Source organism: Acinetobacter sp. V89_4 (assembly GCF_029967875.1).
GTDB classification, from domain to species: Bacteria; Pseudomonadota; Gammaproteobacteria; order Pseudomonadales; family Moraxellaceae; genus Acinetobacter; species Acinetobacter oleivorans.
Genome location: NZ_JASCAI010000017.1, coordinates 14,434 through 37,715 on the forward strand (window position 1 = coordinate 14,434; position 23,282 = coordinate 37,715).

Annotated in this window: 36 protein-coding genes and 2 pseudogenes; 7 read left to right on the forward strand and 31 right to left on the reverse strand. The window is 41.6% G+C overall.

The features are described 5' to 3' along the window. Positions 1 to 68: 68 nt before the first annotated feature. From rplQ to QLG01_RS05620, 29 genes and pseudogenes are all read right to left on the reverse strand, one after another. Positions 69 to 446 (reverse strand): 50S ribosomal protein L17, encoded by a 378-nt coding sequence (rplQ, locus tag QLG01_RS05480; RefSeq protein WP_002049717.1) that lies wholly within the window; start codon positions 444 to 446, stop codon positions 69 to 71. An 18-nt stretch (positions 447 to 464) separates the two neighbouring features. After that, a complete protein-coding gene (rpoA, locus tag QLG01_RS05485) occupies positions 465 to 1,472 on the reverse strand; it encodes a DNA-directed RNA polymerase subunit alpha (protein ID WP_003653641.1) in 1,008 nt (335 codons plus the stop codon). A gap of 17 nt (positions 1,473 to 1,489) precedes the next feature. Then, positions 1,490 to 2,116, reverse strand: a complete 627-nt coding sequence (gene rpsD, locus QLG01_RS05490) for a 30S ribosomal protein S4 (RefSeq protein WP_005301294.1) — start codon at positions 2,114 to 2,116, stop codon at positions 1,490 to 1,492. 12 nt (positions 2,117 to 2,128) lie between these two features. After that, on the reverse strand, positions 2,129 to 2,515 hold the full coding sequence (gene rpsK / locus QLG01_RS05495; RefSeq protein ID WP_001040166.1) for a 30S ribosomal protein S11: 387 nt from the start codon (positions 2,513 to 2,515) through the stop codon (positions 2,129 to 2,131). Between the two features lie 19 nt (positions 2,516 to 2,534). Beyond that, positions 2,535 to 2,891, reverse strand: a complete 357-nt coding sequence (gene rpsM, locus QLG01_RS05500; RefSeq protein WP_004789609.1) for a 30S ribosomal protein S13 — start codon at positions 2,889 to 2,891, stop codon at positions 2,535 to 2,537. Positions 2,892 to 2,996: 105 nt separating this feature from the next. Next, positions 2,997 to 3,113, reverse strand: coding sequence for a 50S ribosomal protein L36 (gene rpmJ / locus QLG01_RS05505; protein WP_000867907.1), 117 nt, complete (start codon positions 3,111 to 3,113; stop codon positions 2,997 to 2,999). 20 nt (positions 3,114 to 3,133) lie between these two features. Beyond that, positions 3,134 to 4,453: a preprotein translocase subunit SecY gene (gene secY / locus QLG01_RS05510; RefSeq protein WP_171056864.1), complete on the reverse strand. Its 1,320-nt coding sequence runs from the start codon at positions 4,451 to 4,453 to the stop codon at positions 3,134 to 3,136. Between the two features lie 45 nt (positions 4,454 to 4,498). Further along, positions 4,499 to 4,939, reverse strand: coding sequence for a 50S ribosomal protein L15 (rplO, locus tag QLG01_RS05515; RefSeq protein ID WP_004789613.1), 441 nt, complete (start codon positions 4,937 to 4,939; stop codon positions 4,499 to 4,501). Positions 4,940 to 4,942: 3 nt separating this feature from the next. After that, positions 4,943 to 5,119: a 50S ribosomal protein L30 gene (gene rpmD / locus QLG01_RS05520; protein ID WP_000849088.1), complete on the reverse strand. Its 177-nt coding sequence runs from the start codon at positions 5,117 to 5,119 to the stop codon at positions 4,943 to 4,945. A 6-nt stretch (positions 5,120 to 5,125) separates the two neighbouring features. Further along, a complete protein-coding gene (gene rpsE, locus QLG01_RS05525) occupies positions 5,126 to 5,623 on the reverse strand; it encodes a 30S ribosomal protein S5 (protein ID WP_003653653.1) in 498 nt (165 codons plus the stop codon). Positions 5,624 to 5,625: 2 nt separating this feature from the next. Beyond that, positions 5,626 to 5,976, reverse strand: a complete 351-nt coding sequence (rplR, locus tag QLG01_RS05530; protein ID WP_003653654.1) for a 50S ribosomal protein L18 — start codon at positions 5,974 to 5,976, stop codon at positions 5,626 to 5,628. Between the two features lie 14 nt (positions 5,977 to 5,990). Continuing rightward, positions 5,991 to 6,524, reverse strand: a complete 534-nt coding sequence (gene rplF, locus QLG01_RS05535) for a 50S ribosomal protein L6 (RefSeq protein ID WP_005301272.1) — start codon at positions 6,522 to 6,524, stop codon at positions 5,991 to 5,993. 13 nt (positions 6,525 to 6,537) lie between these two features. Then, positions 6,538 to 6,933 carry a 30S ribosomal protein S8 gene (rpsH, locus tag QLG01_RS05540; protein WP_282495992.1) on the reverse strand — a complete coding sequence of 132 codons (396 nt, stop codon included), beginning with the start codon at positions 6,931 to 6,933 and terminating at the stop codon, positions 6,538 to 6,540. A gap of 11 nt (positions 6,934 to 6,944) precedes the next feature. Next, positions 6,945 to 7,250 (reverse strand): 30S ribosomal protein S14, encoded by a 306-nt coding sequence (gene rpsN / locus QLG01_RS05545; protein WP_004789619.1) that lies wholly within the window; start codon positions 7,248 to 7,250, stop codon positions 6,945 to 6,947. Between the two features lie 9 nt (positions 7,251 to 7,259). Next, on the reverse strand, positions 7,260 to 7,796 hold the full coding sequence (gene rplE, locus QLG01_RS05550) for a 50S ribosomal protein L5 (RefSeq protein WP_004789621.1): 537 nt from the start codon (positions 7,794 to 7,796) through the stop codon (positions 7,260 to 7,262). A 15-nt stretch (positions 7,797 to 7,811) separates the two neighbouring features. Beyond that, positions 7,812 to 8,129, reverse strand: coding sequence for a 50S ribosomal protein L24 (gene rplX / locus QLG01_RS05555; RefSeq protein WP_002116820.1), 318 nt, complete (start codon positions 8,127 to 8,129; stop codon positions 7,812 to 7,814). A 9-nt stretch (positions 8,130 to 8,138) separates the two neighbouring features. After that, positions 8,139 to 8,507, reverse strand: coding sequence for a 50S ribosomal protein L14 (gene rplN, locus QLG01_RS05560; RefSeq protein WP_001982634.1), 369 nt, complete (start codon positions 8,505 to 8,507; stop codon positions 8,139 to 8,141). Between the two features lie 92 nt (positions 8,508 to 8,599). Next, entirely contained in the window at positions 8,600 to 8,857 is a 258-nt protein-coding gene (gene rpsQ, locus QLG01_RS05565; RefSeq protein WP_001291845.1) for a 30S ribosomal protein S17, read from the reverse strand. After that, the gene (gene rpmC, locus QLG01_RS05570) at positions 8,854 to 9,051 is read right to left on the reverse strand and encodes a 50S ribosomal protein L29 (protein WP_000849928.1); all 198 of its coding nucleotides are present in this window, start codon (positions 9,049 to 9,051) and stop codon (positions 8,854 to 8,856) included. Before rpmC ends, rpsQ begins: the two co-directional genes overlap by 4 nt. Beyond that, positions 9,051 to 9,464 carry a 50S ribosomal protein L16 gene (gene rplP, locus QLG01_RS05575; RefSeq protein WP_002049688.1) on the reverse strand — a complete coding sequence of 138 codons (414 nt, stop codon included), beginning with the start codon at positions 9,462 to 9,464 and terminating at the stop codon, positions 9,051 to 9,053. The genes rpmC and rplP overlap by 1 nt, the downstream gene beginning before the upstream one ends. Continuing rightward, positions 9,404 to 10,220 (reverse strand): annotated as a pseudogene (gene rpsC / locus QLG01_RS05580) (30S ribosomal protein S3). The gene rplP and the pseudogene rpsC overlap by 61 nt, the downstream one beginning before the upstream one ends. Before the next feature lies 1 nt (position 10,221). Then, entirely contained in the window at positions 10,222 to 10,551 is a 330-nt protein-coding gene (gene rplV, locus QLG01_RS05585) for a 50S ribosomal protein L22 (protein WP_004639524.1), read from the reverse strand. 11 nt (positions 10,552 to 10,562) lie between these two features. Next, positions 10,563 to 10,838 carry a 30S ribosomal protein S19 gene (gene rpsS / locus QLG01_RS05590; RefSeq protein WP_001138119.1) on the reverse strand — a complete coding sequence of 92 codons (276 nt, stop codon included), beginning with the start codon at positions 10,836 to 10,838 and terminating at the stop codon, positions 10,563 to 10,565. A gap of 13 nt (positions 10,839 to 10,851) precedes the next feature. Further along, complete coding sequence (gene rplB, locus QLG01_RS05595) at positions 10,852 to 11,676, reverse strand: 50S ribosomal protein L2 (protein ID WP_004789629.1); 825 nt, start codon at positions 11,674 to 11,676, stop codon at positions 10,852 to 10,854. Between the two features lie 11 nt (positions 11,677 to 11,687). Further along, positions 11,688 to 12,008, reverse strand: a complete 321-nt coding sequence (gene rplW, locus QLG01_RS05600; protein WP_003653662.1) for a 50S ribosomal protein L23 — start codon at positions 12,006 to 12,008, stop codon at positions 11,688 to 11,690. Next, positions 12,005 to 12,607, reverse strand: a complete 603-nt coding sequence (gene rplD / locus QLG01_RS05605; RefSeq protein ID WP_003653663.1) for a 50S ribosomal protein L4 — start codon at positions 12,605 to 12,607, stop codon at positions 12,005 to 12,007. The genes rplW and rplD overlap by 4 nt, the downstream gene beginning before the upstream one ends. Positions 12,608 to 12,618: 11 nt before the next feature. After that, entirely contained in the window at positions 12,619 to 13,257 is a 639-nt protein-coding gene (gene rplC, locus QLG01_RS05610) for a 50S ribosomal protein L3 (protein ID WP_004639526.1), read from the reverse strand. 58 nt (positions 13,258 to 13,315) lie between these two features. After that, on the reverse strand, positions 13,316 to 13,627 hold the full coding sequence (rpsJ, locus tag QLG01_RS05615; protein ID WP_000070912.1) for a 30S ribosomal protein S10: 312 nt from the start codon (positions 13,625 to 13,627) through the stop codon (positions 13,316 to 13,318). A 252-nt stretch (positions 13,628 to 13,879) separates the two neighbouring features. Beyond that, a complete protein-coding gene (locus QLG01_RS05620) occupies positions 13,880 to 14,608 on the reverse strand; it encodes a type 1 glutamine amidotransferase (RefSeq protein WP_004789634.1) in 729 nt (242 codons plus the stop codon). 168 nt (positions 14,609 to 14,776) lie between these two features. Between QLG01_RS05620 and QLG01_RS05625 the strand changes: the two genes are divergently transcribed. The 7 genes and pseudogenes from QLG01_RS05625 (at position 14,777) to QLG01_RS05655 (ending at position 20,940) form a co-directional block, all read left to right on the forward strand. After that, complete coding sequence (locus QLG01_RS05625; RefSeq protein WP_198308150.1) at positions 14,777 to 15,967, forward strand: PLP-dependent transferase; 1,191 nt, start codon at positions 14,777 to 14,779, stop codon at positions 15,965 to 15,967. Positions 15,968 to 16,009: 42 nt separating this feature from the next. Further along, positions 16,010 to 17,557, forward strand: coding sequence for a helicase HerA-like domain-containing protein (locus tag QLG01_RS05630; protein WP_144732986.1), 1,548 nt, complete (start codon positions 16,010 to 16,012; stop codon positions 17,555 to 17,557). Between the two features lie 17 nt (positions 17,558 to 17,574). Then, positions 17,575 to 17,699, forward strand: a pseudogene (locus tag QLG01_RS05635) (hypothetical protein). A gap of 2 nt (positions 17,700 to 17,701) precedes the next feature. Then, positions 17,702 to 18,466: a globin domain-containing protein gene (locus QLG01_RS05640; protein ID WP_111855010.1), complete on the forward strand. Its 765-nt coding sequence runs from the start codon at positions 17,702 to 17,704 to the stop codon at positions 18,464 to 18,466. Positions 18,467 to 18,551: 85 nt separating this feature from the next. Further along, on the forward strand, positions 18,552 to 18,989 hold the full coding sequence (locus QLG01_RS05645; protein ID WP_005301222.1) for an Rrf2 family transcriptional regulator: 438 nt from the start codon (positions 18,552 to 18,554) through the stop codon (positions 18,987 to 18,989). 100 nt (positions 18,990 to 19,089) lie between these two features. After that, on the forward strand, positions 19,090 to 19,866 hold the full coding sequence (gene yihA / locus QLG01_RS05650) for a ribosome biogenesis GTP-binding protein YihA/YsxC (RefSeq protein ID WP_004789642.1): 777 nt from the start codon (positions 19,090 to 19,092) through the stop codon (positions 19,864 to 19,866). Between the two features lie 123 nt (positions 19,867 to 19,989). Beyond that, complete coding sequence (locus QLG01_RS05655) at positions 19,990 to 20,940, forward strand: metal-dependent hydrolase (protein WP_199986920.1); 951 nt, start codon at positions 19,990 to 19,992, stop codon at positions 20,938 to 20,940. A gap of 47 nt (positions 20,941 to 20,987) precedes the next feature. Here QLG01_RS05655 and QLG01_RS05660 read toward each other — a convergent pair whose 3' ends face one another. Further along, complete coding sequence (locus QLG01_RS05660) at positions 20,988 to 22,253, reverse strand: dicarboxylate/amino acid:cation symporter (RefSeq protein WP_199986919.1); 1,266 nt, start codon at positions 22,251 to 22,253, stop codon at positions 20,988 to 20,990. Positions 22,254 to 22,361: 108 nt separating this feature from the next. Further along, positions 22,362 to 23,234: an acyl-CoA thioesterase II gene (locus QLG01_RS05665; RefSeq protein ID WP_092710363.1), complete on the reverse strand. Its 873-nt coding sequence runs from the start codon at positions 23,232 to 23,234 to the stop codon at positions 22,362 to 22,364. Positions 23,235 to 23,282 lie beyond the last annotated feature (48 nt).

Sequence of the window (23,282 nt, forward strand, 5' to 3'; positions counted from 1 at the left end):
TATAATTTTAGTAATTATCAAAAATAAAAAAGACCGGTATAAAACCGGTCTTTTTTGAATAAAATCAATTATTCAGCTGAAGTATTCACTTCACGATCTACTAGCTCAACGTAAGCCATCGGTGCTGCATCACCAGCACGGAAGCCCGCTTTAAGAACACGTAGATAACCGCCGTTACGTTCTTTGTAACGAGGGCCGAGTACGGTAAATAATTTACCTACAGTTGCAGCATTACGAGTACGAGCAAATGCTAAACGACGATTTGCTACAGTATCGTTTTTTGCTAGAGTGATTAAAGGCTCAGCAACACGACGTAATTCTTTAGCTTTAGGAACAGTTGTTTTGATCAACTCGTGTTCAAATAAAGAATTAGCCAAGTTTTGGAACATCGCTTTACGATGGCTGCTTGTACGGCCTAATTTCACACCACTATTACGATGACGCATGGTGATAGTCCTACTTAATTAACGGCTACGATAGGCAAAACGGTCGTCCATACGAAGACTAGCTGGTGGCCAGTTTTCAAGACGCATACCGAGTTGTAAGCCTTTCGATGCCAAAACATCTTTGATCTCTGTTAACGATTTTTTACCAAGGTTAGGAGTTTTTAACAACTCAACTTCAGTACGTTGAACAAGATCACCAATGTAGTAAATATTTTCTGCTTTCAAACAGTTAGCAGAACGAACAGTAAGCTCTAGATCATCTACTGGGCGAAGCAAGATTGGGTCAACTTCTTCACGAGGCTCTTGAGCAACTGGAGTTTGGTCTTTCTGAAGATCAACAAAAATTGCAATTTGTTGTTGCAAGATTGTTGCCGCTTTGCGGATTGCTTCTTCAGGATCAACCGTACCATTTGTCTCGAGGTCGATTACCAGTTTATCTAAATCGGTACGTTGTTCTACACGCGCATTTTCAACGGTGTAAGAAACACGCTTAATCGGGCTATAAGAAGCATCTAATTGCAAACGACCAACAGGACGTGTTTCACCTTCAGGGAAACGAGAATCAGATGTTTCATAACCACGGCCTTGAGCAACCTTCAAGCGCATTTTTAATGAGCCTGAAGCACTCAAAGTACCGATCAAATGTTCTGGGTTAACCACTTCAACATTATGAGGTAAACGAAGGTCAGCAGCAGTAATTTCGCCAGGACCTTGTTTCTCTAATGTTAAATATGCTTCATTTTGATCGAACAGCTTAATAGACAATCCTTTTAGGTTCAGCAAGAGCTCGACGATGTCCTGCTGCAAGCCTTCTAAAGTACTGTACTCGTGCTCGACACCTTCTATCTCTACTTCAACCACAGCAGCGCCAGGTAAAGAAGACAATAGAATGCGACGTAAAGCATTACCTAGAGTATGGCCAAAACCACGCTCTAAAGGTTCTAGAATCACTTTTGCCGAGGTCCCGCTAACCGCTTCGACCTTGATCGCTTGCGGAGTTAGAAACTCGTTTGCAGTACGCGTCATTATTGCTACCTCAAGGATTATTTAGAATACAATTCTACAATCAAGCTTTCATTGATTTCAGCAGGTAAATCAGCACGATCTGGTGCAGCTTTAAACGTACCTTCAAGCTTAGAATGATCAACATCGATCCAAGCTGGAATACCACGTTGTGCAGCTAACTCAATCGCGTTTTTAATACGCAATTGTTGTTTAGCACCTTCGTGAACCGCAATTACATCACCAGCTTTAACTTGAATAGATGCGATGTTTACACGACGACCATTCAAAGTAATGCTACGGTGACTTACTAACTGACGAGCTTCTGCACGTGTAGAACCAAAACCCATGCGATAAACAACGTTATCAAGACGGCTTTCAAGCAATTTCAACAAGTTCTCACCTGTTGCGCCTTTAACACGAGCTGCTTCTTTATAGTAGTTACTAAATTGACGTTCTAACACACCGTAAATACGACGGACTTTTTGTTTTTCACGTAATTGTAGTGAATACTCAGATTGCTTACCACCGCGTGCCTGACCATGTTGACCAGGTGCTTTGTTAGCTTTTTTAGTTTTGACGTCAAAAGGTTTAACGCCAGATTTAAGTTGCAGGTCTGTCCCTTCGCGGCGAGAGAGTTTGCATTTTGGACCAATATAACGAGCCATGAATGTTTCTCCTTACACGCGACGTTTTTTAGGTGGACGGCAACCGTTGTGAGGAATTGGCGTCACATCGGTAATGCTGTTAATTTTATAACCCACTGCGCCTAATGCACGAACCGCAGACTCACGACCTGGACCAGGACCTTTTACAAGGACATCCAGATTTTTCAAACCGTAATCTAAAGCTGCTTTACCAGCAACTTCAGCAGCTACCTGAGCAGCAAACGGAGTTGATTTACGTGAACCACGGAAGCCTTGTCCACCAGAGGTGGCCCAAGCCAATGCATTACCTTGACGATCAGTAATCGTAACAATGGTGTTATTAAAAGACGCGTGAATGTGTGCAACACCTTCAGAGACGGTACGAGTGACCTTCTTGCGTGTGCGAGTATCTTTAGCCATCTTTTAGCTTCCAGAAATCTTACTTTTTAATCGGTTTGCGCGGACCTTTACGGGTACGTGCGTTAGTTTTGGTGCGTTGACCACGGACAGGCAAGCTGCGACGATGGCGAAGGCCGCGATAGCAACCCAAATCCATTAAACGTTTAATGTTCATGGAAATTTCGCGACGTAAGTCACCTTCGGTAGGAACCTTAGCAACTTCTGCACGAATCGCATCAAGCTGAGCATCATCCAACTCACGGATCTTAGTAGTTTCAGTAATACCAACTGTAGCTAAGATATTCTTAGCAGTATGGCGACCGACACCAAAGATGTAAGTGAGGGAGATAACAGCATGCTTGTTATCCGGAATGTTTACACCGGCAATACGAGCCATTCACTTTCTCCAAAAAGGCAGTAGAGATAATCAACCGCCCCACAAAATCTTGAGGGGCGGATATTAACCCAATTCGCCTACTGAAATCAACAGGTCTTGATTAGATTAACCTTGACGCTGCTTATGACGAGGTTCTGCGCTACAAATTACGCGAATAACCCCATTACGACGGATAACTTTACAGCTACCACAAATTTTCTTTACAGAAGCTTGTACTTTCATGATGAAACCTCTAAGTGCGCTTATCCCTTAGGATGAGCAGTCGTTTTTCTCATTAATGTTTGATTATCATATTGATGAGATGTTAAGTGCGCTTGTAGCTGAGCCATAAAGTCCATAACAACGACAACTACGATTAGTAATGATGTACCACCCAAAGAGAATGGGATACCAAAAGAACTTTGTAGAATCATTGGCATTAAACAAATGACCGTAATATAAATCGCACCAATAAACGTCAAACGATTAAGAATATGATCTAAGTAACGAGCAGTTTGCTCACCTGGGCGAATACCAGGCACATAAGCTCCGCTGCGTTTTAGATTTTCTGATACTTCCTTAGGGCTAAATACTAAAGCCGTATAAAAGTAACAGAAAAAGATAATTAACGCACCAAAGAGCACCAAATACAAAGGCTGTCCAGGCGACAATACTAAAGCTAAATCTTGTAAGCTACGCTTAATTAATCCAGCATTTGCATCTGCACTTCCCACCCATTGACCAAGACTCGCTGGGAACAATAGTAAAGAACTTGCAAAAATCGCAGGAATCACACCAGCCATATTAATTTTTAATGGTAAATGTGTCTGCTGTGCTGTAAATATACGACGACCTTGTTGCTTTTGTGCATAATTCACTGGAATACGACGTTGTGCTTTTTCAATAAACACAATGGCAGCCAGCACACCTACAGACAAAAGACCAAAGATCACAAGACCAATTAAGCTTGTCTGACCATTATCTACTGATGAAACTGATTGCATAATTAATTTAGGCAAACCAGAAACAATACCAGCAAAAATAATCATTGAGATACCGTTACCAATACCTCTTTCAGTGATTTGTTCACCTAGCCACATTAAGAACATAGTTCCAGCGACAAGTGAAGTAACCGCTGGTATATAAAACTCAAGACCAACTGACAGAGTAATACCCTGACCAATCAAACCTGCGCACATACCAACTGCCTGAACCACTGCAAGCAACAACGTACCCTGACGCGTATATTGATTAATTTTACGCTTACCTTGCTCACCTTCCTTTTTCAAGGCTTCTAGTGAAGGAATTACCGTAGACATTAACTGCACAATAATTGATGCAGAAATGTAAGGCATAATTCCTAAAGCAAGAATAGACATTCGCTCTAAAGCACCGCCAGAAAACATATTGAATAGCCCAAGAATAGTTCCTTGGTTCGCATGAAATAAATTTTCTAACGCAGCATTATTAATGCCTGGTACTGGAATATGCGCTCCTAGTCGAAAGACCAGCAATGCACCGATTAGAAAACTCATCCGGCGAATAATTTCACGATATTTCACGTGAAATGGCTGACCTTTCATCATGTTGACATGACCTGAAGAACTAGGAGACATAGACACTCGAGATTACTCCTCGACTTTGCCGCCAGCTGCTTCAATTGCAGCTTTAGCGCCTTTAGTCAATGCAACACCTTGAACAGTGAATGCACGAGTGATTTCACCAGAAAGTACGATACGAGCACGAACTTGGTCACGACGAACAACATTCGCAGCTTTCAAAGTTTCTAGGCTAACGATGTCGCCTTCAACTTTGCTTAACTCAGATAAACGTACTTCAGCAGTTTTTAAAGCGATTTGGCTAGTGAAACCGAATTTAGGTAAACGACGATAAATCGCTGTTTGACCGCCTTCAAAGCCTGGACGAACGCCACCACTTTTACGTGATTTTTGACCTTTGACACCACGGCCACCAGTCTTACCAACGCCAGAACCGATACCACGGCCTAAACGACGGTTTTCACGTTTTGCACCTTCCGCAGGCGCAAGCTCATTTAAACGCAGAGTCATGGCTTATTCCTCTACACTAACCATATAGTAGACTTTGTTGATCATACCGCGGTTAGAAGGCGTATCTTGCACTTCTACAGTATGACCAATACGACGCAGACCTAAACCTTGTAAGCAAAGCTTGTGATTTTTCAAGCGATGTGAAGAAGATTTAGTCTGGGTAACTTTAATCGTTTTCATGATTGATTACCCTTGAATTTCTGCTACTGATTTACCACGTTTCGCAGCGACTTTCTCAGGAGAAGTCATATCACGCAAACCTTTGAAAGTTGCGTTTACTACGTTTGCAGCATTAGTAGAACCATAACATTTAGCAAGTACGTTATGCACGCCCGCAGCTTCTAGAACGGCACGCATTGCGCCACCAGCGATTACGCCAGTACCTTCAGAAGCAGGTTGCATGTATACACGGCTTGCGCCATGACGAGCATTCACAGGGTGTTGTAAAGTAGTACCTGCAAGGTCTACAGTAATCATGTTGCGACGTGCAGCTTCAAGTGCTTTAGAAATAGCAGCTGGAACTTCACGTGCTTTACCACGACCAAAACCAACACGACCATTACCATCACCCACAACAGTTAATGCTGTGAAAGAGAAGATACGACCGCCCTTAACAACTTTGGCTACACGATCAACGGCAACCAGCTTTTCAACAAGACCTTCGTTTTGTTCAACTTTAGCCATGATTAGAACTCCAAGCCGTTTTCACGAGCAGCATCAGCCAAGGCTTTGATACGACCATGATATTTAAAACCAGAACGGTCAAATGCAACTTTAGTTACACCAGCTGCTTTCGCGCGTTCTGCGATTAAAGCACCTACTTTAGTAGCCGCGTCTACATTACCTGTAGTACCGCTACGTAAAGATGCATCCAAAGTTGAAGCTTGCGCTAAAACTTTGCCACCATCTGCTGAAATAACTTGAGCATAGATGTGACGCGGAGTGCGGTTTACACACAAACGAGTCGCACCCAATGCACGGATGTGCAAGCGTGTGCTTTTCGCACGACGCAAACGGGTTTGTTTCTTTTCGTTCATAAGAACCTCGCGCCTTATTTCTTCTTAGCTTCTTTACGAAGAATGACTTCATCCGAATAGCGAACACCTTTACCTTTATATGGTTCAGGAGCACGATACGCACGGATTTCTGCCGCTACTTGACCTAACAACTGCTTGTTTGCTGATTTCAAAATGATTTCAGTTGCAGTTGGAGTTTCCGCTGTTACACTTTCAGGTAAAGCGTAGTCAATTGGGTGTGAGTAACCAAGGTTAAGGTTTACAACAGTACCCTTAACCGCAGCTTTATAACCAACACCAACTAGCTGCAACTTACGTTCGAAGCCTTCACTAACCCCTTTTACAAGGTTATTCAATACAGCGCGAGCAGTACCAGCTTGCATCCAAGCATCTTTCGATTCTTTAACTGGAGCAAGTTGAAGTTTACCTTCTTCCTGTTTTAGCTCGACCAGCGCATGCAGGTTGAAAGACAACGTACCTTTGCTGCCTTTCACTTCGACCTGCCGGCCGTTCTGAGTAACTGTTACACCATTCGGTACAGTTACTGGGGCTTTAGCCACACGAGACATGAGGAATCACCTATTAAGAAACAAAAGCAATAACTTCACCACCAACGCCCGCAGCACGTGCAGCGCGATCAGTCATGATGCCTTTGCTTGTAGAAACAATTGCAATACCTAAACCTTGCTTAACGCTAGGAAGTTTATCTTTACCACGGTATTGGCGAAGACCTGGACGGCTTACGCGCTTAACCATTTCGATAACTGGTTTGCCTTCGAAATATTTTAAAGTAATTGTCAAAGTAGATTTTGTCTCATCTTGAGCAACTTCTACGTTTGAAACATAACCTTCTTGTTGAAGTACGTTTGCAATTGCAACTTTCAACTTAGAAGAAGGCATAGAAACAGTTTGTTTCTTAGCCATTTGTGCGTTACGAACACGTGTTAGCATGTCGGCAACGGTATCTTGCATACTCATTTAGTCGCTCCTTACCAGCTTGCCTTAACAACGCCTGGTACATCACCCTGCATTACTGTGTCACGTAATTTGTTACGGCTTAAACCGAACTTACGGAAGTAACCATGAGGACGACCAGTTAAACCACAACGGTTACGAAGACGTACCGGAGATGCATTACGTGGCAACGCTTGTAACTTTAACATCGCTTCGAAACGTTCTTCTTCACTTGCATTTACGTTTGCAATCGTAGCTTTTAATTCAGCACGTTTTGCAGCGTATTTAGCAACTGTTTTTTCGCGTTTCAATTCGCGATTAACCATACCTTTCTTAGCCATATCGACCTCTTATTTGAACGGGAAGCCGAATGCACGCATAAGCGCACGGCCTTCGTCATCGGTGCGAGCAGTCGTAGTAATAGTAATATCCATACCACGAATACGATCAATCTTATCGAAATCGATTTCAGGGAAAACGATTTGCTCTTTCAAACCCATTGAGTAGTTACCACGACCATCAAATGATTTCGAAGAGAAACCACGGAAGTCACGGATACGAGGGATTGCGATTGAGATCAAACGGTCCAAGAATTCGTACATTTGGTCGCCACGTAAAGTAACTTTACAACCAATCGGCCAACCGTCACGGATTTTAAAACCAGCGATAGATTTGCGAGCAAGTGTAATTACTGGTTTTTGACCAGCAATTAATTGCATGTCGACTACAGCGCCATCTAATAATTTCTTATCAGTTGCAGCTGCGCCTACACCCATGTTTAGGGTAATTTTTGTGATGCGTGGAATTTCCATCACGTTCTTAATGCTAAGTTCTTCTTTTAACTTTGCTTTAAGTTCATCATTGTAACGTGCTTTAAGTCTGGCCATTGCCTTTTCAACCTATTACTTCGCTACCGCCACTGATTCACCATTTGATTTATAAACGCGAGTTTTCACGCCATCAATCACTTGGTAACCAACACGGTCAGCCTTCTGGGTTGTAGCATTTAAAATTGCCACGTTTGAAATATGAAGCGAAGCTTCTTGAGTAACGATACCGCCTTCAGCGCCAGTTACACGATTCGGCTTTTGATGCTTCTTCACTAAGTTAAGGCCTTCAACCTTAACGCGGTCTTCAGAAACAGACAATACAGTACCCTGTTTGCCTTTTTCTTTACCTGCGATCACGATAACTTGATCGCCTTTTTTAATCTTAGCCATGATTGCCTCTTATAGAACTTCAGGAGCCAATGAAATGATTTTCATGAACTGTTCAGTACGAAGTTCACGAGTCACTGGTCCGAAGATACGAGTAGCAATCGGAGCTTTGTTGTTGTTCAGGATAACTGCAGCATTATCATCAAAACGGATCACAGAACCATCTGGACGACGAATGCCGAATTTAGTACGAACTACAACCGCATTCATCACGTCACCTTTTTTAACACGTGCGCGTGGGATTGCTTCTTTTACAGTAACTTTAATAATGTCGCCAACAGAAGCATAACGACGATGTGAACCACCAAGTACTTTAATACATTGTACGCGGCGAGCACCACTGTTGTCTGCTACGTCGAGCATAGTTTCGGTTTGAATCATTGCCCTACTCCAAAACCGAGCATCACCGGTCACAATTTCGAAAGGCTCAAAGAGTACTCGAAATTGACCGATGATGCAACAAGAACGTCGAATTACTCAGCAGCTGCTTCAACTACTTCCACTAAAGTCCAAGCTTTAGTTTTAGAAATTGGGCGGCTTTCTTTGATTGTCACAACATCACCAATTTTAGCGACATTGTTCTCATCATGAGCGTGTAACTTAGTTGAACGGCGAATTGACTTGCCATACAACGGGTGTTGAACGCGGCGTTCAATAAGAACAACAATAGATTTATCCATTTTGTCACTTACGACTTTGCCGGTTAACGTGCGGACTGTTTTTTCACTCATTGTCCGTTCCCCTGTTTTTCGGTAAGGAGTGTCTTAATACGAGCAATTGTCTTACGAGCAACTTGCACTTCGTGCGATTTACCCAACTGACCAGTTGCTTTCGCCATACGAAGACGGAATTGGTTAAGCTGTTGCTCATCAAGCAAAGCTTTCAACTCTTCTACCGACTTTTCACGTAAATCTTTAGTTTTCATTACATTACCGTCCGAGTCACGATAGTGGTTTTAAACGGAAGTTTAGCAGCAGCTAAAGCAAATGCTTCACGCGCTAATTCTTCGTTCACACCTTCAATTTCGTACAGGATCTTACCTGGTTGGATCTGGCAAACCCAGTATTCCACGCTACCCTTACCTTTACCCATACGCACTTCAAGAGGCTTTTGAGTAATTGGTTTATCCGGGAATACGCGAATAAAGATTTTACCACCACGCTTAATACGGCGGCTAATAGTACGACGTGCAGCTTCAATCTGACGCGCAGTCATACGACCACGTTCAGTTGCTTTGATTGCAATCGAACCAAATGATACTGTACTACCACGATGCGCTAGACCAGTATTACGGCCTTTGTGCACCTTACGGAATTTGGTACGTTTAGGTTGCAACATGGATTATTCTCCCTTGTCAGCAGCACGGTCACCGCGACGACCACGACGCTCTTGACCTTCACCACGACCACGACCACGTTTAGCTGGACGATCTTCAGCAGGAGCAGGGTTCATGACTTGTTTCATGCCACCTAAAATCTCGCCACGGAAAATCCAAACTTTAACACCAATCGTACCGTAAGTTGTTTCTGCACGCATAGTTGCATAATCAATGTCTGCACGTAATGTATGCAAAGGTACACGACCTTCACGATACCATTCAGTACGAGCAATCTCTGCACCACCTAAACGGCCAGACACTTCAACTTTGATACCTTTAGCACCAGCACGCATAGTGTTTTGAACCGCACGCTTCATAGCACGACGGAACATTACACGCTTTTCTAATTGAGAAGCAATTGCTTCAGCAACTAAACGCGCATCTAAGTCTGGGCGATCAATTTCATTGATACTTACTTGCGCAGGAACACCCATAATGCTGGTAAGTTCGCGCTGTAATTTCTCAATATCTTCGCCTTTTTTACCGATTACGATACCAGGACGAGCTGTGCTAATTGTTACTTTAGCAGCGCCTGATGGACGTTCGATAAGAATGTTGCTAATCATCGCATTCTTAAGTTTTTTAGTTAAAAACTCACGAACTTGAAGATCTTTAAGCAAGTATTCAGCGTATTGTTTCGGACTCGCATACCAGTTAGCGTTATGACGTTTCACAACACCTAGGCGGATACCGATTGGATGAACCTTCTGACCCATATCAAACCCCTACCTTAACGGTGATGTGACAAGTACGCTTCGTAATACGATCTGCACGGCCTTTAGCACGTGGCATAATACGTTTAAGGCTAACACCTTCATCAACGTAAATCGTAGAAACTTTAAGATCGTCAACATCTAAACTGTTATTGTGTTCAGCGTTTGCAATCGCAGATTCCAATGCTTTTTTTACTAAAACAGCAGCTTTTTTATTGCTGAAGTTTAAGATGTTTAAAGCATGCGCAACAGATTTGCCGCGAATAAGATCTGCAACCAAACGTGCCTTTTGTGCCGAGATAGCGGCACCGCGTAATTTAGCAGTTACTTCCATCATGACACCTATTAACGTTTAGACTTCTTGTCAACACCGTGACCACGATAGGTACGAGTTGGCGCGAATTCACCGAGTTTATGACCAACCATATGCTCAGTAACAATTACTGGAACGTGATTACGACCATTATGAACAGAAATTGTTAAACCAACAAAATCTGGAAGGATCATCGAACGACGAGACCAAGTTTTAATCGGCTTGCGAGAGTTACTAGCAACAGCCGCTTCAACCTTAGCGAACAAGTGCGCATCGACGAATGGGCCTTTTTTCAGAGAACGAGGCATTAGTCAGATTCCTTTACTTGACGCGACGGTCGCGAATAATCATCTTAGTCGTACGCTTATTGGTACGTGTCTTGTACCCTTTAGCTTTTTGACCCCACGGGCTTACAGGTTGAATACCTTTGTTACGCCCTTCACCACCACCGTGCGGGTGATCAACTGGGTTCATCGCCATACCACGTACGGTAGGACGAACACCACGCCAGCGCGCAGCACCAGCTTTACCCAATGAACGAAGGTTGTTTTCTTGGTTAGAAACTTCACCAATTACAGCGCGGCATTCAACATGAATTTTACGCATTTCGCCTGAACGAAGACGAACAATCGCGTAAGAACCATCACGACCCAACAACTGAACAGAAGCACCAGCAGAACGCGCTAATTGCGCACCCTTACCAATTTTAAGTTCAACGTTATGAAGTGTAGAACCGATAGGCATGTTACGAAGTGGCAAGCAGTTACCTGGACGAATTGGAGCATCGTTACCAGATTGTACTTTATCACCAGCACGTAAGCCTTTAGGAGCAATGATATAACGACGCTCACCATCAGCATATTTCAACAAAGCAATATGTGCTGTACGGTTAGGATCGTATTCAATGCGCTCTACAACAGCTGGGATGCTGTCTTTATTACGCTTAAAGTCAACGATACGATAGTGTTGCTTATGACCACCACCAACGTGACGAGTTGTAATGTGACCGTTATTATTACGACCACCAGTACGTTTTTTTGCTTCAACCAACGGTGAGTAAGGCGCGCCTTTGTGAAGGTGGTCATGAACCACTTTCTCTACAAAGCGACGTCCTGGAGACGTTGGCTTACATTTTTGAATCGGCATAATTTTCGTCCTTATTCCGCTGCGCTTTCAGCGGTATCGCCCAAGTCAGCCATTTCAACATCTTGGCCAGCTTTCAGGGTGACGTATGCTTTTTTAACATCAGAACGACGTCCTAATGTTTTACCAAAGCGCTTAGTTTTACCTTTAGTAATAGTAGTGTTAACTTTAACAACTTCTACACCAAAAAGTTTTTCAACTGCTTTTTTAACTTCAAGTTTAGTAGCATTAATATCTACTTTAAATACTTGAACGCCAACAGTATCACCTAAAACTTGTGCCTTTTCTGAGAAGACTGGTCCTTTAAGGACTTGATAGATACGTTCGTTGTTCATCCGAGTTCTACCTCAATTTTCTTAGCAGCAGCTACAGACATCACAACTTTATCAAACGCGATCAAGCTTACAGGATCGATTGCAGTAGCATCCACCACATCTACATGCGGAAGGTTGCGTGCTGCAAGATATAAGTTCTCATCTACAGCTTCAGTAACGATCAATGCACGAGCGGCATTTAAATCGCCAAGCTTTGCAAGCAATTCTTTAGTTTTTGGAGCTGCAATAGCAAACTCTTCAACTAGTACAAGACGATCTTGGCGAACAAGTTCAGCTAAGATACATTGCATTGCACCGCGATACATTTTACGGTTTACTTTTTGAGACCAATCTTGTGGACGAGCAGCAAAAGTTTTACCACCACCAACCCAGATTGGGCTACGAGTAGAACCCGCACGAGCACGACCAGTACCTTTTTGACGGAATGGTTTTTTACCACCGCCAGAAACGTCTGCACGTGACTTCTGAGCACGAGTACCTTGACGACCACCTGCTAAGTAAGCAGTAACAACTTGGTGTACAAGAGCTTCGTTAAATTCACGTCCGAAAGCAACTTCAGACAATTCAACAGCAGAGCCGGAAACAGTTTTCAAATTCACGGTATTTCCCCTCAGGCCTTGATGGTAGGACGTACAATCACGTCACCGCCAGTTGAACCAGGAATTGCACCTTTAACAACTAAAACAGAACGTTCAGCGTCAATAGATACGATTTCAAGACCTTGTACTGTTACGCGTTCATCACCTAAGTGACCAGCCATTTTTTTGCCTTTGAACACGCGACCAGGAGTTTGGTTTTGACCTGTAGAACCTAATACACGGTGAGAAACTGAGTTACCGTGAGTAGCGTCTTGGGTACGGAAGTTCCAACGTTTAACACCACCTTGGAAACCTTTACCTTTTGATTGACCAGTTACGTCAACTACTTGACCAACTGTGAACAAATCAACACCAATAGTACCGCCAACTTCACGACCTTCAAGCTCAGCTTCAGTAACACGGAACTCTTTAACTAAACGACCAGCAGCAACACCAGCTTTCGCGAAGTGACCTTTCTGAGCGTTAGTTACGCGAGATTCGCGACGTTCACCAGTAGTTACTTGAACAGCTTGATAACCATCAGTTTCAAGTGTTTTGATTTGCGTAATGCGGTTTGGATCGACTTCGATGACTGTAACAGGTACAGAAACACCTGCATCTGTAAAGATGCGAGTCATACCACATTTGCGACCGACTAAACCAATAGCCATGTGCATAAACCTCTAAAAAAGCGGCCTAATTAACTTAAAAGTTAATCAACCGAAAGCCTTAACCCAAAGCGATCTGAACATCAACACCAGCCGCAAGATCTAATTTCATCAATGCATCAACAGTTTTATCTGTAGGTTGAACGATGTCGATCAAACGTTTGTAGGTGCGGATTTCGTACTGGTCACGCGCATCTTTGTTAACGTGCGGTGAAGTAAGAACGTTGAAGCGTTCGATGCGAGTAGGCATCGGAATTGGACCACAAACTTGTGCGCCAGTACGCTTAGCGGTTTCTACGATCTCTTGAGCAGATTGATCAATCAGACGATGATCAAAAGACTTCAAACGGATACGAATTCTCTGGTTAGACATACCAGTAAACTCCAAGCCAAACATATAAAGAATCACCTTTGACGCATCTCACCCATTGGTAAGTGTCAAAGGCAGTGAAAATCACTAAGGTCATGATCGATGCCACGACTGTAATGCACATTTACCACTTTCTTCGCAGTAAATGCCCCTCCTATTGAGGGTCGCTCATTATAACGATTGTTTAAGTCTTATGCAATTCTCTTTTTCTATTTTCTCCACAAAACCTGCTTTAATCGAGTATTGCGAACTAAACTAAGCACTTATTACAAATTCAATCGCTTTATTTAGAAGTTGATTACCTTGTTCAAATTTTTGTGCTTCGGAAGAATATAATTCACGCGTAGATTGAACATATTCTCCATCAAAAATAGAAAGCTCTTCTTCATCTTCAAGTAAAAGCGCTAGAGCTGCTGGTGTCATCTCTGGATGGAACTGAAAACCCAGTACATTTTTTCCAATCTGATACATCTGATTGCGACAGGCCTGATTTTCAGCCAAATGTATAGCACCTTTAGGTATTTCAAATGTCTCGCTATGCCACTGCATCACCTTTATTTTCTCTGGTAATGGGAAGCTTTCTTGAGGTAGATTCGCAACTCTCTGAACTGTTGACCACCCAAGTTCCTGATAGCGATTACGGCTTACCGCAGCCCCTAACGCATTAGCAATTAACTGCCCCCCTAAACAAAGACCAATAGCTGGCTTTCCTGCTGCCAAATAACGGCGCAACCATCTTTTTTCTATCTTTAGCCATGGGAAGTTTGCCTCATCATTTACACTCATGGTACCACCCATGACCAATAATAAGTCAACCTCATCAATTCGAGGTAAAGCTTCTATTTCAAGTGACCGATCAACCGGAAGTGCAAAAAACTCTGTAGAGCTAATTGTCGCGTGATGGGCTTTTAAAAATGAATAACAACTTCCAAATCCCTCACCCGCGATATGTTGAAAATAGTGAACACGTAAATGCGACTTCATGCGCTTAAACCTATTGTTGTTAGAATGTTGTAGTGGTCTTTGCAAAAATAAAGCCAAGTTTTTATTTTATGAGTCTACTGTAACGAAACGTCTTATAAAACTTCGTAAATCTAGCGAAGAATCTAAATTTCTCTTAATCTAACTTTATTATTTGAAATGCAAAGCACTATGAAAAAGCATAACGACTTCCAGACTCGCCTCATTCATGCACAAAGAAAGGCTCCACAATTTATTGAAACAGTACAACCACCCTTATTTCGTGCATCTACTATTATTTTTAAATCAACTTCGCACCTTTTTGATCGCCACTGGACGGATGATTACGATTATAGCTATGGGACACACGGCACCCCCACCACCTTCACCTTAGGCGACAATATTGCGCAAATTGAAGGTGGATTGCATTGTTTACTTGCACCAAGTGGCTTATCAGCAATTAATGTTGTGAACTCAGCATTCTTAAGCACTAATGATGAAGTATGGGTACCAGACAACATTTATGGACCAAACCTTGAGCATTTAAATCATCTGCAAAATCAATATGGCGTTATTGTCAAAGTGTACAACCCTATTGACGCCTCAAGCTTTCAACCAACCGAAAGAAGCAAACTGTTGTGGTTAGAGGCAGCAGGCTCAGTTACTCTAGAATTTCCTGATCTTAAGAATCTAGTCAAAAAAGCTAAAAAGCACGGTGTATTAACTGCTCTAGATAACACTTGGGGAGCTGGGCTTGCGTTTAATGCTTTTAATTTTTCTGATGAACATCTATCAGTCGATTTAACCGTGCATGCACTCACCAAATATCCGAGTGGTGGTGGTGACATCTTAATGGGCAGCATTGTAACTCGTGATGAGAAACTTCATCACCGCCTGTTCCGTACACATGCCATTTTAGGTATTGCAGTTTCAGGAGATGATGCAGCTCAAGTCCAACGCAGTCTTGCTCATATGTCTTTACGTTATGAACAACAATCAGCCAATGCTCAAACTTTACTTAAATGGCTAAAAAACCAATCTCAATTTGCACAAGTTCTACATCCAAGTGATGAGGCCGCCCCAGGCCATCAATATTGGCAAGAAATCTGCATAGATAATCAAAGTGCTGGTCTAGTCAGTGTTATTTTCAAACCTGAATATGACATTACAGCAGTACGTCGTTTTTGCGATGCCTTAGCGTTATTTAAGCTTGGTTTTAGCTGGGGAGGACCCGTTAGTCTGATTATGCTTTATGATTTAAAAATGATGAGAAAACTTGAGAATACACATTTACAACAAGGATTATTGGTTCGCTTCTGTATAGGACTAGAAGATCCACAAGATTTAATACAAGATATCGAAAATGCACTGAAACAACTGTAAAACGACAAGATCATAGTGACTCGAACCACAGGATAAAAATATATGGGTACACCGATTGTTATTGCTAAAAATATTAATGACACATCCAAAGAAATTGTTTTACTTTCCCAGTTTGCTAACCGCCATGGACTTATTGCGGGCGCCACGGGTACAGGTAAAACAGTTACGTTAAAAGTTCTAGCAGAGAGTTTTTCTCGAATTGGTGTACCGGTATTTCTTGCCGATGCTAAAGGTGATGTTTCGAGTCTCGCCAAAGCGGGAGAAGCTTCAGATAAATTTAATGAGCGACTAAAGCTTTTGCAGATTGATAGCGTTCCTTTCGCAGCTAATCCAGTTGTTTTTTGGGATTTATTTGGCCAACAAGGCCACCCTATTCGCACTACCATTTCTGAAATTGGGCCAATTTTATTGGCTCGTATGCTCAATTTAAATGATACTCAAGAGGGTGTGCTATCTGCTGTATTCCGTATTGCAGATGACCAAGGTCTACTATTAGTAGATTTTAAAGATTTAAAAGCCATGATCACTTTTGTGAGTGAACATGCAGCCGAGTTTAAAGCAGAATATGGCAATTTATCTCCAGCAAGCCTAGGCGCTATTCAGCGTAATTTACTCGCCCTTGCCGACCAAGGTGGAGAGCAATTTTTTGGTGAACCTGCTTTAAATATTTTAGATTTTATTCAAACCGATGCAAATGGTCATGGCTACATTAATATTCTTGCGGCTGACAAGCTCATGAATACACCTAAGCTATATGCCACTTTCCTTTTATGGATGCTTTCAGAACTATTTGAACAGCTTCCAGAAGTCGGTGATATGGATAAACCTAAACTCGTGTTTTTCTTTGATGAAGCTCACTTATTATTTGACAATGCCAGCCAAGCACTCCAAGACAAAATTGAACAAGTTGTACGTTTAATTCGTTCTAAAGGAGTCGGTATCTATTTCATTACCCAAAATCCACTCGATTTACCTGAAAGTGTTCTAGGTCAACTTGGTAATCGCGTTCAACATGCCCTACGCGCATTTACCCCTAAAGATCAGAAAGCGGTAAAAACCGCAGCAGATACTTTCCGAGCCAATCCAAACTTTAAAGTTGATGAAGCGATCACTGAACTTGGTGTTGGTGAGGCACTCATTAGCTGCCTAGATGAGCAAGGTACTCCACAAATTGTTGAGCGTGGTTGGGTCATGCCTCCTTACTCTGCATTTACACCAATCACTCCAGAAGAGCGTCAAGCTTTAATCTCACAAAGTATTATTGCTGGAGTTTATGAGCAGGTTGTAGATCGTGATAGCGCCTATGAAATGCTACAAAATAAAGTGGCTGAACGCGAACAGCAGCAACAAAATGCCGAGCTTGCAAAACAACAAGCGAAAGAGCAAGAAACCCTAGCAAAACAGCAGGCGAAAGAGCAGGAAAGATTGGCACGTGATCAATTAAAAGAGGAAGAACGAGCAGCGCGTGAAAGAGCCAAACTCACCCAAGATATTGTTGGAACTTTTGCAAAAAGTGCTGCGCGCAGTTTAGGAGGAAGTACAGGTCAAAAACTTGTTCGAGGCCTACTTGGTTCTTTATTTGGTAAATAAAAACATTTAATAACATAATGTTAATTTAAGGGGATTTTATATCCCCTAATTTTTTTATGGTTTTTCTCGAAAAGCTATTGCCATTACTTTTTTAAAGATGTATTTTAAATACATCTTATATAGCCAGATAAATAAGGTCTAGCCATGACTCCACAACAAATTGAACTTGTTAAATCTACTGTACCGGTTTTACGTGAACACGGCGTTACGCTGACTACATACTTTTATAAGCGTATGCTTAATAACAATCCCGAATTAAAAAATGTTTTTAACTTAGATGACCAAACTAGCTTACGTCAGCCACGTGCGCTTGCAGCTGCCGTTCTTGCTTATGCAGAAAATATTGAGAACCCTACTGTTCTAGCTAAAGCTGTTGAACGTATCACCACTAAACATGTGAGCTTAGATATCCAGCCTGATCAATATGCAATTGTTGGTGACAACCTACTTCATTCAATTAGTGAAGTACTTAACGTGCCATTTGAATCAGAACTTATCGAAGCGTGGAAGCAAGCTTATCTACAATTGGCAGATATCTTGATTGGCGTTGAAAAACAAAAATATGAACAACTTGAGAGCTTAAAAGGTGGATGGGCTGGCTGGCGTCCATTTGAAATTACACAAATTGATCCTCTTGAATCTGGCAAACGTTTCACTTTAAAAGCAACTGATCATGAGGACGTACTAACCAGTCCTGCAAATGCTTTTATTTCGGTAAAAGTACAAGTCCCAGAGCAACAGCTTGAACAGCCGAAAGCTTTTAAATTTACAGAAGCTCAAGAAAATAACTCATATCACTTTGAAGTTCAGCCTGAAGAAAACCATACTGAATTTTCAGTTTCGAACATCTTGCTTGAGCATTATAGAGTTGGTGATCAAGTACAGGTTTCAGCTCCTTTAACGCTGTAATGTAAAAACCTCTTGCCTGAAAGTTTTCTTATTTAAACTTTCAGGCTAAGATGATCATCCTTTTTCTCTTCCATTTTTGGTGATCATGCAGCTTAATAAATTTACCGATTATGCATTACGAATATTAATGTATGTTGCACGCCCAAGTGATGCACCCTACACGATTGCAGAAATCGCGAAAGATTTGCATGTTTCACAAAACCACCTGGTTAAAGTTGTTCACTTTATGGGCAAACAAGAATGGATTATTACCATTCGTGGAAAAGGCGGTGGAATTCGCTTAAACCCAGATGCACTTAACTCCAATTTGGGTTCAATTGTTCGAATATTACAAGGTGATAATCAAATCGTTGAATGCAATACACCACCTTGTGTATTACGCAGTCACTGTGGTTTAAAAGGTATTTTAGATCAAGCTTTAGAGAGCTTTTATCAAAGCCTAGACCAATACACACTCGGAGAAGTTTTGCAGCAATCAAAATCTGCTCCTGCTAACTCCCCTATTGCCTTTTTAGAAATCTAACTTCTATTGATTTTCATAAGTTGATTTATTGAAAATTAGCAAGAATACCCAAGCTCCTTTATACTAGGCGCGAGCCCTCTCATTTAAAAAGTTATTTTTTATGCGTCGTAGTGAAAAATCGAAAGACACCAAAGCCAGACTCGCACCCAAGCAAAAGATCAGCTATGAAAAAGCACCAGATCCGGCGATCACAGCCTATGCTGTGCAATCTCTAAACTGGTTACGCCAAGCTGAGTTTCTAATGAGTGCACCTAAATTGGCACTTTGTGTTGAAGATAGTGGCTACGAAATTGCTTTTGCAGGACGCTCAAATGCTGGTAAGTCTAGTGCTATTAATGCATTAACTAATCAGAAACAACTTGCCCGTGCTTCTAAAAAGCCTGGTCGTACTCAGATGATTAACTTCTTTAGTCTAGGTAATCCTGATCAGCGTTTAGTCGATCTTCCAGGTTACGGTTATGCAGCTGTACCTGAAGATATGAAAAAGGTATGGCAAAAGGAATTAGAAAACTATCTAATTCACCGTAAAAGCTTACAAGGCTTAGTCTTACTTATGGATATTCGCCATCCTCTACAGCATTTTGACATGATGATGCTAGAGTGGGCTTATTCGCGTCATCTATTTGTTCATATACTCTTAACGAAAGCAGACAAACTTAATCGTGGTCCTGCAAATAAAGTATTGCTTGAAGTTAAACAACAACTTAAAAAAATGAAGCTTGATTTTTCCATTCAGCTTTTCTCTTCACTTAACAAATTAGGTTTGGAAGAGCTTGCAAGTGTCATGGGTGGACGTCTGCATTTTACGCTAGATCAACAGCCAGAATTTGATGTCGATTCAATCCCTGAAGCGACAGATGAAGATGCTGAAAGCTAAATTGTCATAACAGATACAATTTTTTCATTAAATTTATACTCAATTGTCCCCTATTGCTAAACACAAATGTAGGGGCTTTTTTTATACTCGTTATAACTTCATCGAGTTAAAAATCAGGACTAAATGATGAAATTGTTATCTTTTTTGAAGAACAAGGCTTTAGGTTCTTCTATTGATTATAAAATTCTTCCACGTAAAGTGAAATTTGACTGGAAAGATACCCCTGTCGACTGGATTCCTAATCAGCCTTTCGCAAGTTATTTTATTAATGAAATTAATAACATCTTGCCTGCTGGAGAGTTCTGGTTTTGCCGTTTGTATAACAAGGTTTTACCGCAAATCACAGATGAAAAACTCAAGCAGGATGTACAAGCATTTATACGTCAGGAAGCTATGCATGCCAATGCACATACTTCTGCCAATAAAGAATATTTAAGTGCGCGCAATATTGATATCCAGAGAAATCTGGACATTATGAATTATCTATTTACCAAAGCCTTAGCAGATAAGCCTTTCGATAAAGAAGTCCCTCAAGTTCTACAAGAGCAATGGGACCTTTTCCGTTTAGGCGTTATTGCCACTGTTGAACATATGACCTGTGTATTAGGCAAATATGCTCTCTATAACAAACGCTGGGAAGAATTAGGCGCTGACCCTGAAATGGTCGATCTGGTTAAATGGCATGGTTCAGAAGAAATTGAACACCGTACCGTAGCCTTTGATTTATATCGTCATCTTGGTGGTGGATATATTCCACGCTACTATTTAAGCCTCGCAGTGATTGTACTGGTACTGGGTTTATGGGTAGACGGTGCTGCACATATTATGAAACAAGACCCTCGTTTTGCTGATGCGGCCAAGACGAGATTTTTCCCAGTATGGGTTGCTATAGAATGGCTTAAGATTAGTCGTAAAGATAACCAAGTATTACCAAATCCATTTTGGCTTATTGCTCAACAAATTGATTACCTCATGCCTTGGTATGATCCAGTAAAAGAAGGTAGCACTGAAGATGCGGTTAGTTATTTATCGCAATCTCCAGCAGCAAAAAGAGCAGAACTTCAAGCTGCTTAAAAATAAAAAAAGCAGGATTTTAAATCCTGCTTTTTTATTTCGAGATATTAGATACTGATATCTTTATCTTTGGTATAACGATCCACAACCACACTAATCATCATATCGCCCTGTACATTTACCACCGTTCTCACCGTATCTAGTAAGCGGTCAATTGGCAGTAAAATGGCAATTGCTTCAGCTGGTAAACCTACCGATTGTAAAACCATAATCATAGTCACCATGCCAGCACTCGGGATTCCAGGTGCACCAAGTGATGCGATCATTGCTGTTAAACACACGATAATTTGCTGTGTCAGGTTTAAATCTAGTCCCACTAAATTTGCCACAAACAGTGCAGCTGCCGCCTCATATAGAGCAGTACCATCCATATTAAGCTGAGTACCGAGTGGGATAACAAATCCCGCTGTTTGAGGGCGCACCCCTAAGTTTTCTTGTGCACACTTCATGCTAAGCGGCATCGTGGCAGAGCTAGAACTCGTTGCAAATGCTGTAATTAATGCTGTACGTGTCCCTTTGAAAAAAGTCCAAGGGCTCATGCGGCCAAAAATCCAAAGTAGTAATGGTAAAACAACTGCACCATGGAAAATGGTTGTGCCTGTTACAACGACTGCAAACTCAGCCAAACGACTTAATACCGAAATATCTTCGGTTGCCATTAACTTTGCTAATAAAGCAAAAATACCCAAAGGCGCTAATTTCATGACCCAGCCAACGAGCAGCATCATCATTTCAAAGAACTGGTGGCTCAATACACGAATACTTTTGAAACGTTCCCCACCCTGTACCAAAGCAACACCGACAAATAAAGCGAAGACCACAACGGCTAAAACATTACCATCACTAAATGCTTTAAATGGATTGATTAAAGTATTTTGAATAAAATTAGTGAAAAAACTTGCCGGGTTTAAACTATCTGGTGCTTGATAATTTTGCATAGATGTTTGGAAAATAGAAATATCTATGCCACGCCCCACCTCAAATAAATGAGCACAACTAATACCTAAAATTAGGGCTAAAGTCGTTGTAGTTAAACAGCATAAAAATGTGATTTTCCAGACTGGCCCTAACTGTCCGCCCGCTTGTAAGTTTGATACCCCTACAACAATCGAACTGAAAATTAAGGGCACCAAAAGCATTTTAAGAAGCCCGATAAAAACACTACTTAATATTCCAAGCCCATATAAACTATGTTTTACAAAAGCTGTGTCTGGATACATGGTGAGTAAGAAACCAAAGGCTAAACCTAAAATGGCGGCAATCAGAATTTGTGTATTTAAGTTCATATCAGCATTATTTTTTTCAGTTGGCATACCTGTTTACAATATGACATGAGGTTGCTTTTCATTCGAGCAATTTTTTGTCACATCGTTCCCATTAAAAATAAAAAAGCCATCTGGTTAGATGGCTCTTCAATAGGACTATTGAGTTTCAATTTCCCGCAAACGAATTAAACCCTCTTGTACGGTACTGCATACAAGTTGGCCATTTTGCCACATACGACCAAAATTAAGACCTCTTGAAGCCGCACTCACTGTGGCTTCCATGTCATAAAGCATCCACTCATCAGCACGAAGTGGACGGTGGAAATAAATTGCATGATCAATACTTGCACATTGCAAACTTGGAGAAATATAACTCAAGCCATGCGGTCTTAAAGCTGTTGTCATTAAGGTAAAGTCTGAATAAAACGCAACAATTGCCTGATGCAAGGCAATATCATCTAATTGTTTTGGAATACGGTCATGGGTGCGGATATAGTGCGCATTATAGGGAGCTTCTGGTTGCGGCTGAAACGGGTTTACCGGATCAATTGGGCGAATTTCTACATGACGCTCACGCATGAAACTAGCACGTACATTTTCAGGTACAAAGTTTAGAATACCTTGTTTCAACTCATTTTCAGATTTAAGCGTTTCCGGTGCAGGGTACTCAGGTTCTTGATGTTGATAGTTCAAACCTTCTTCTGGATTGGCAAAAGAGACCATCGCTGAAAATATAACTCGCCCATGCTGAATCGCACGAACTTGACGACTTACAAAGCTTTTTCCATCCCGTAAACGATCTACTTCGTAGATGATTGGGGCATTAATATCGCCACCATACAAAAAATATGCATGTAAAGAATGCGCTGGGCGATCCGTTGTATAAGATGCTGCACGTAAAGCCTGACCCAAAACCTGTCCACCAAAGACACGTTTACCGACAAGATTACGGCTTATGCCACGGTAAATATTTTCTTCTAGCTTTTCTAAAGTGAGAAGCTCGACTAGTTCTTGGGTTAACGCATTCATGAGAGATACCTTCATATTTCAGGTAAAAAATCGTATTAAAGGACAGAT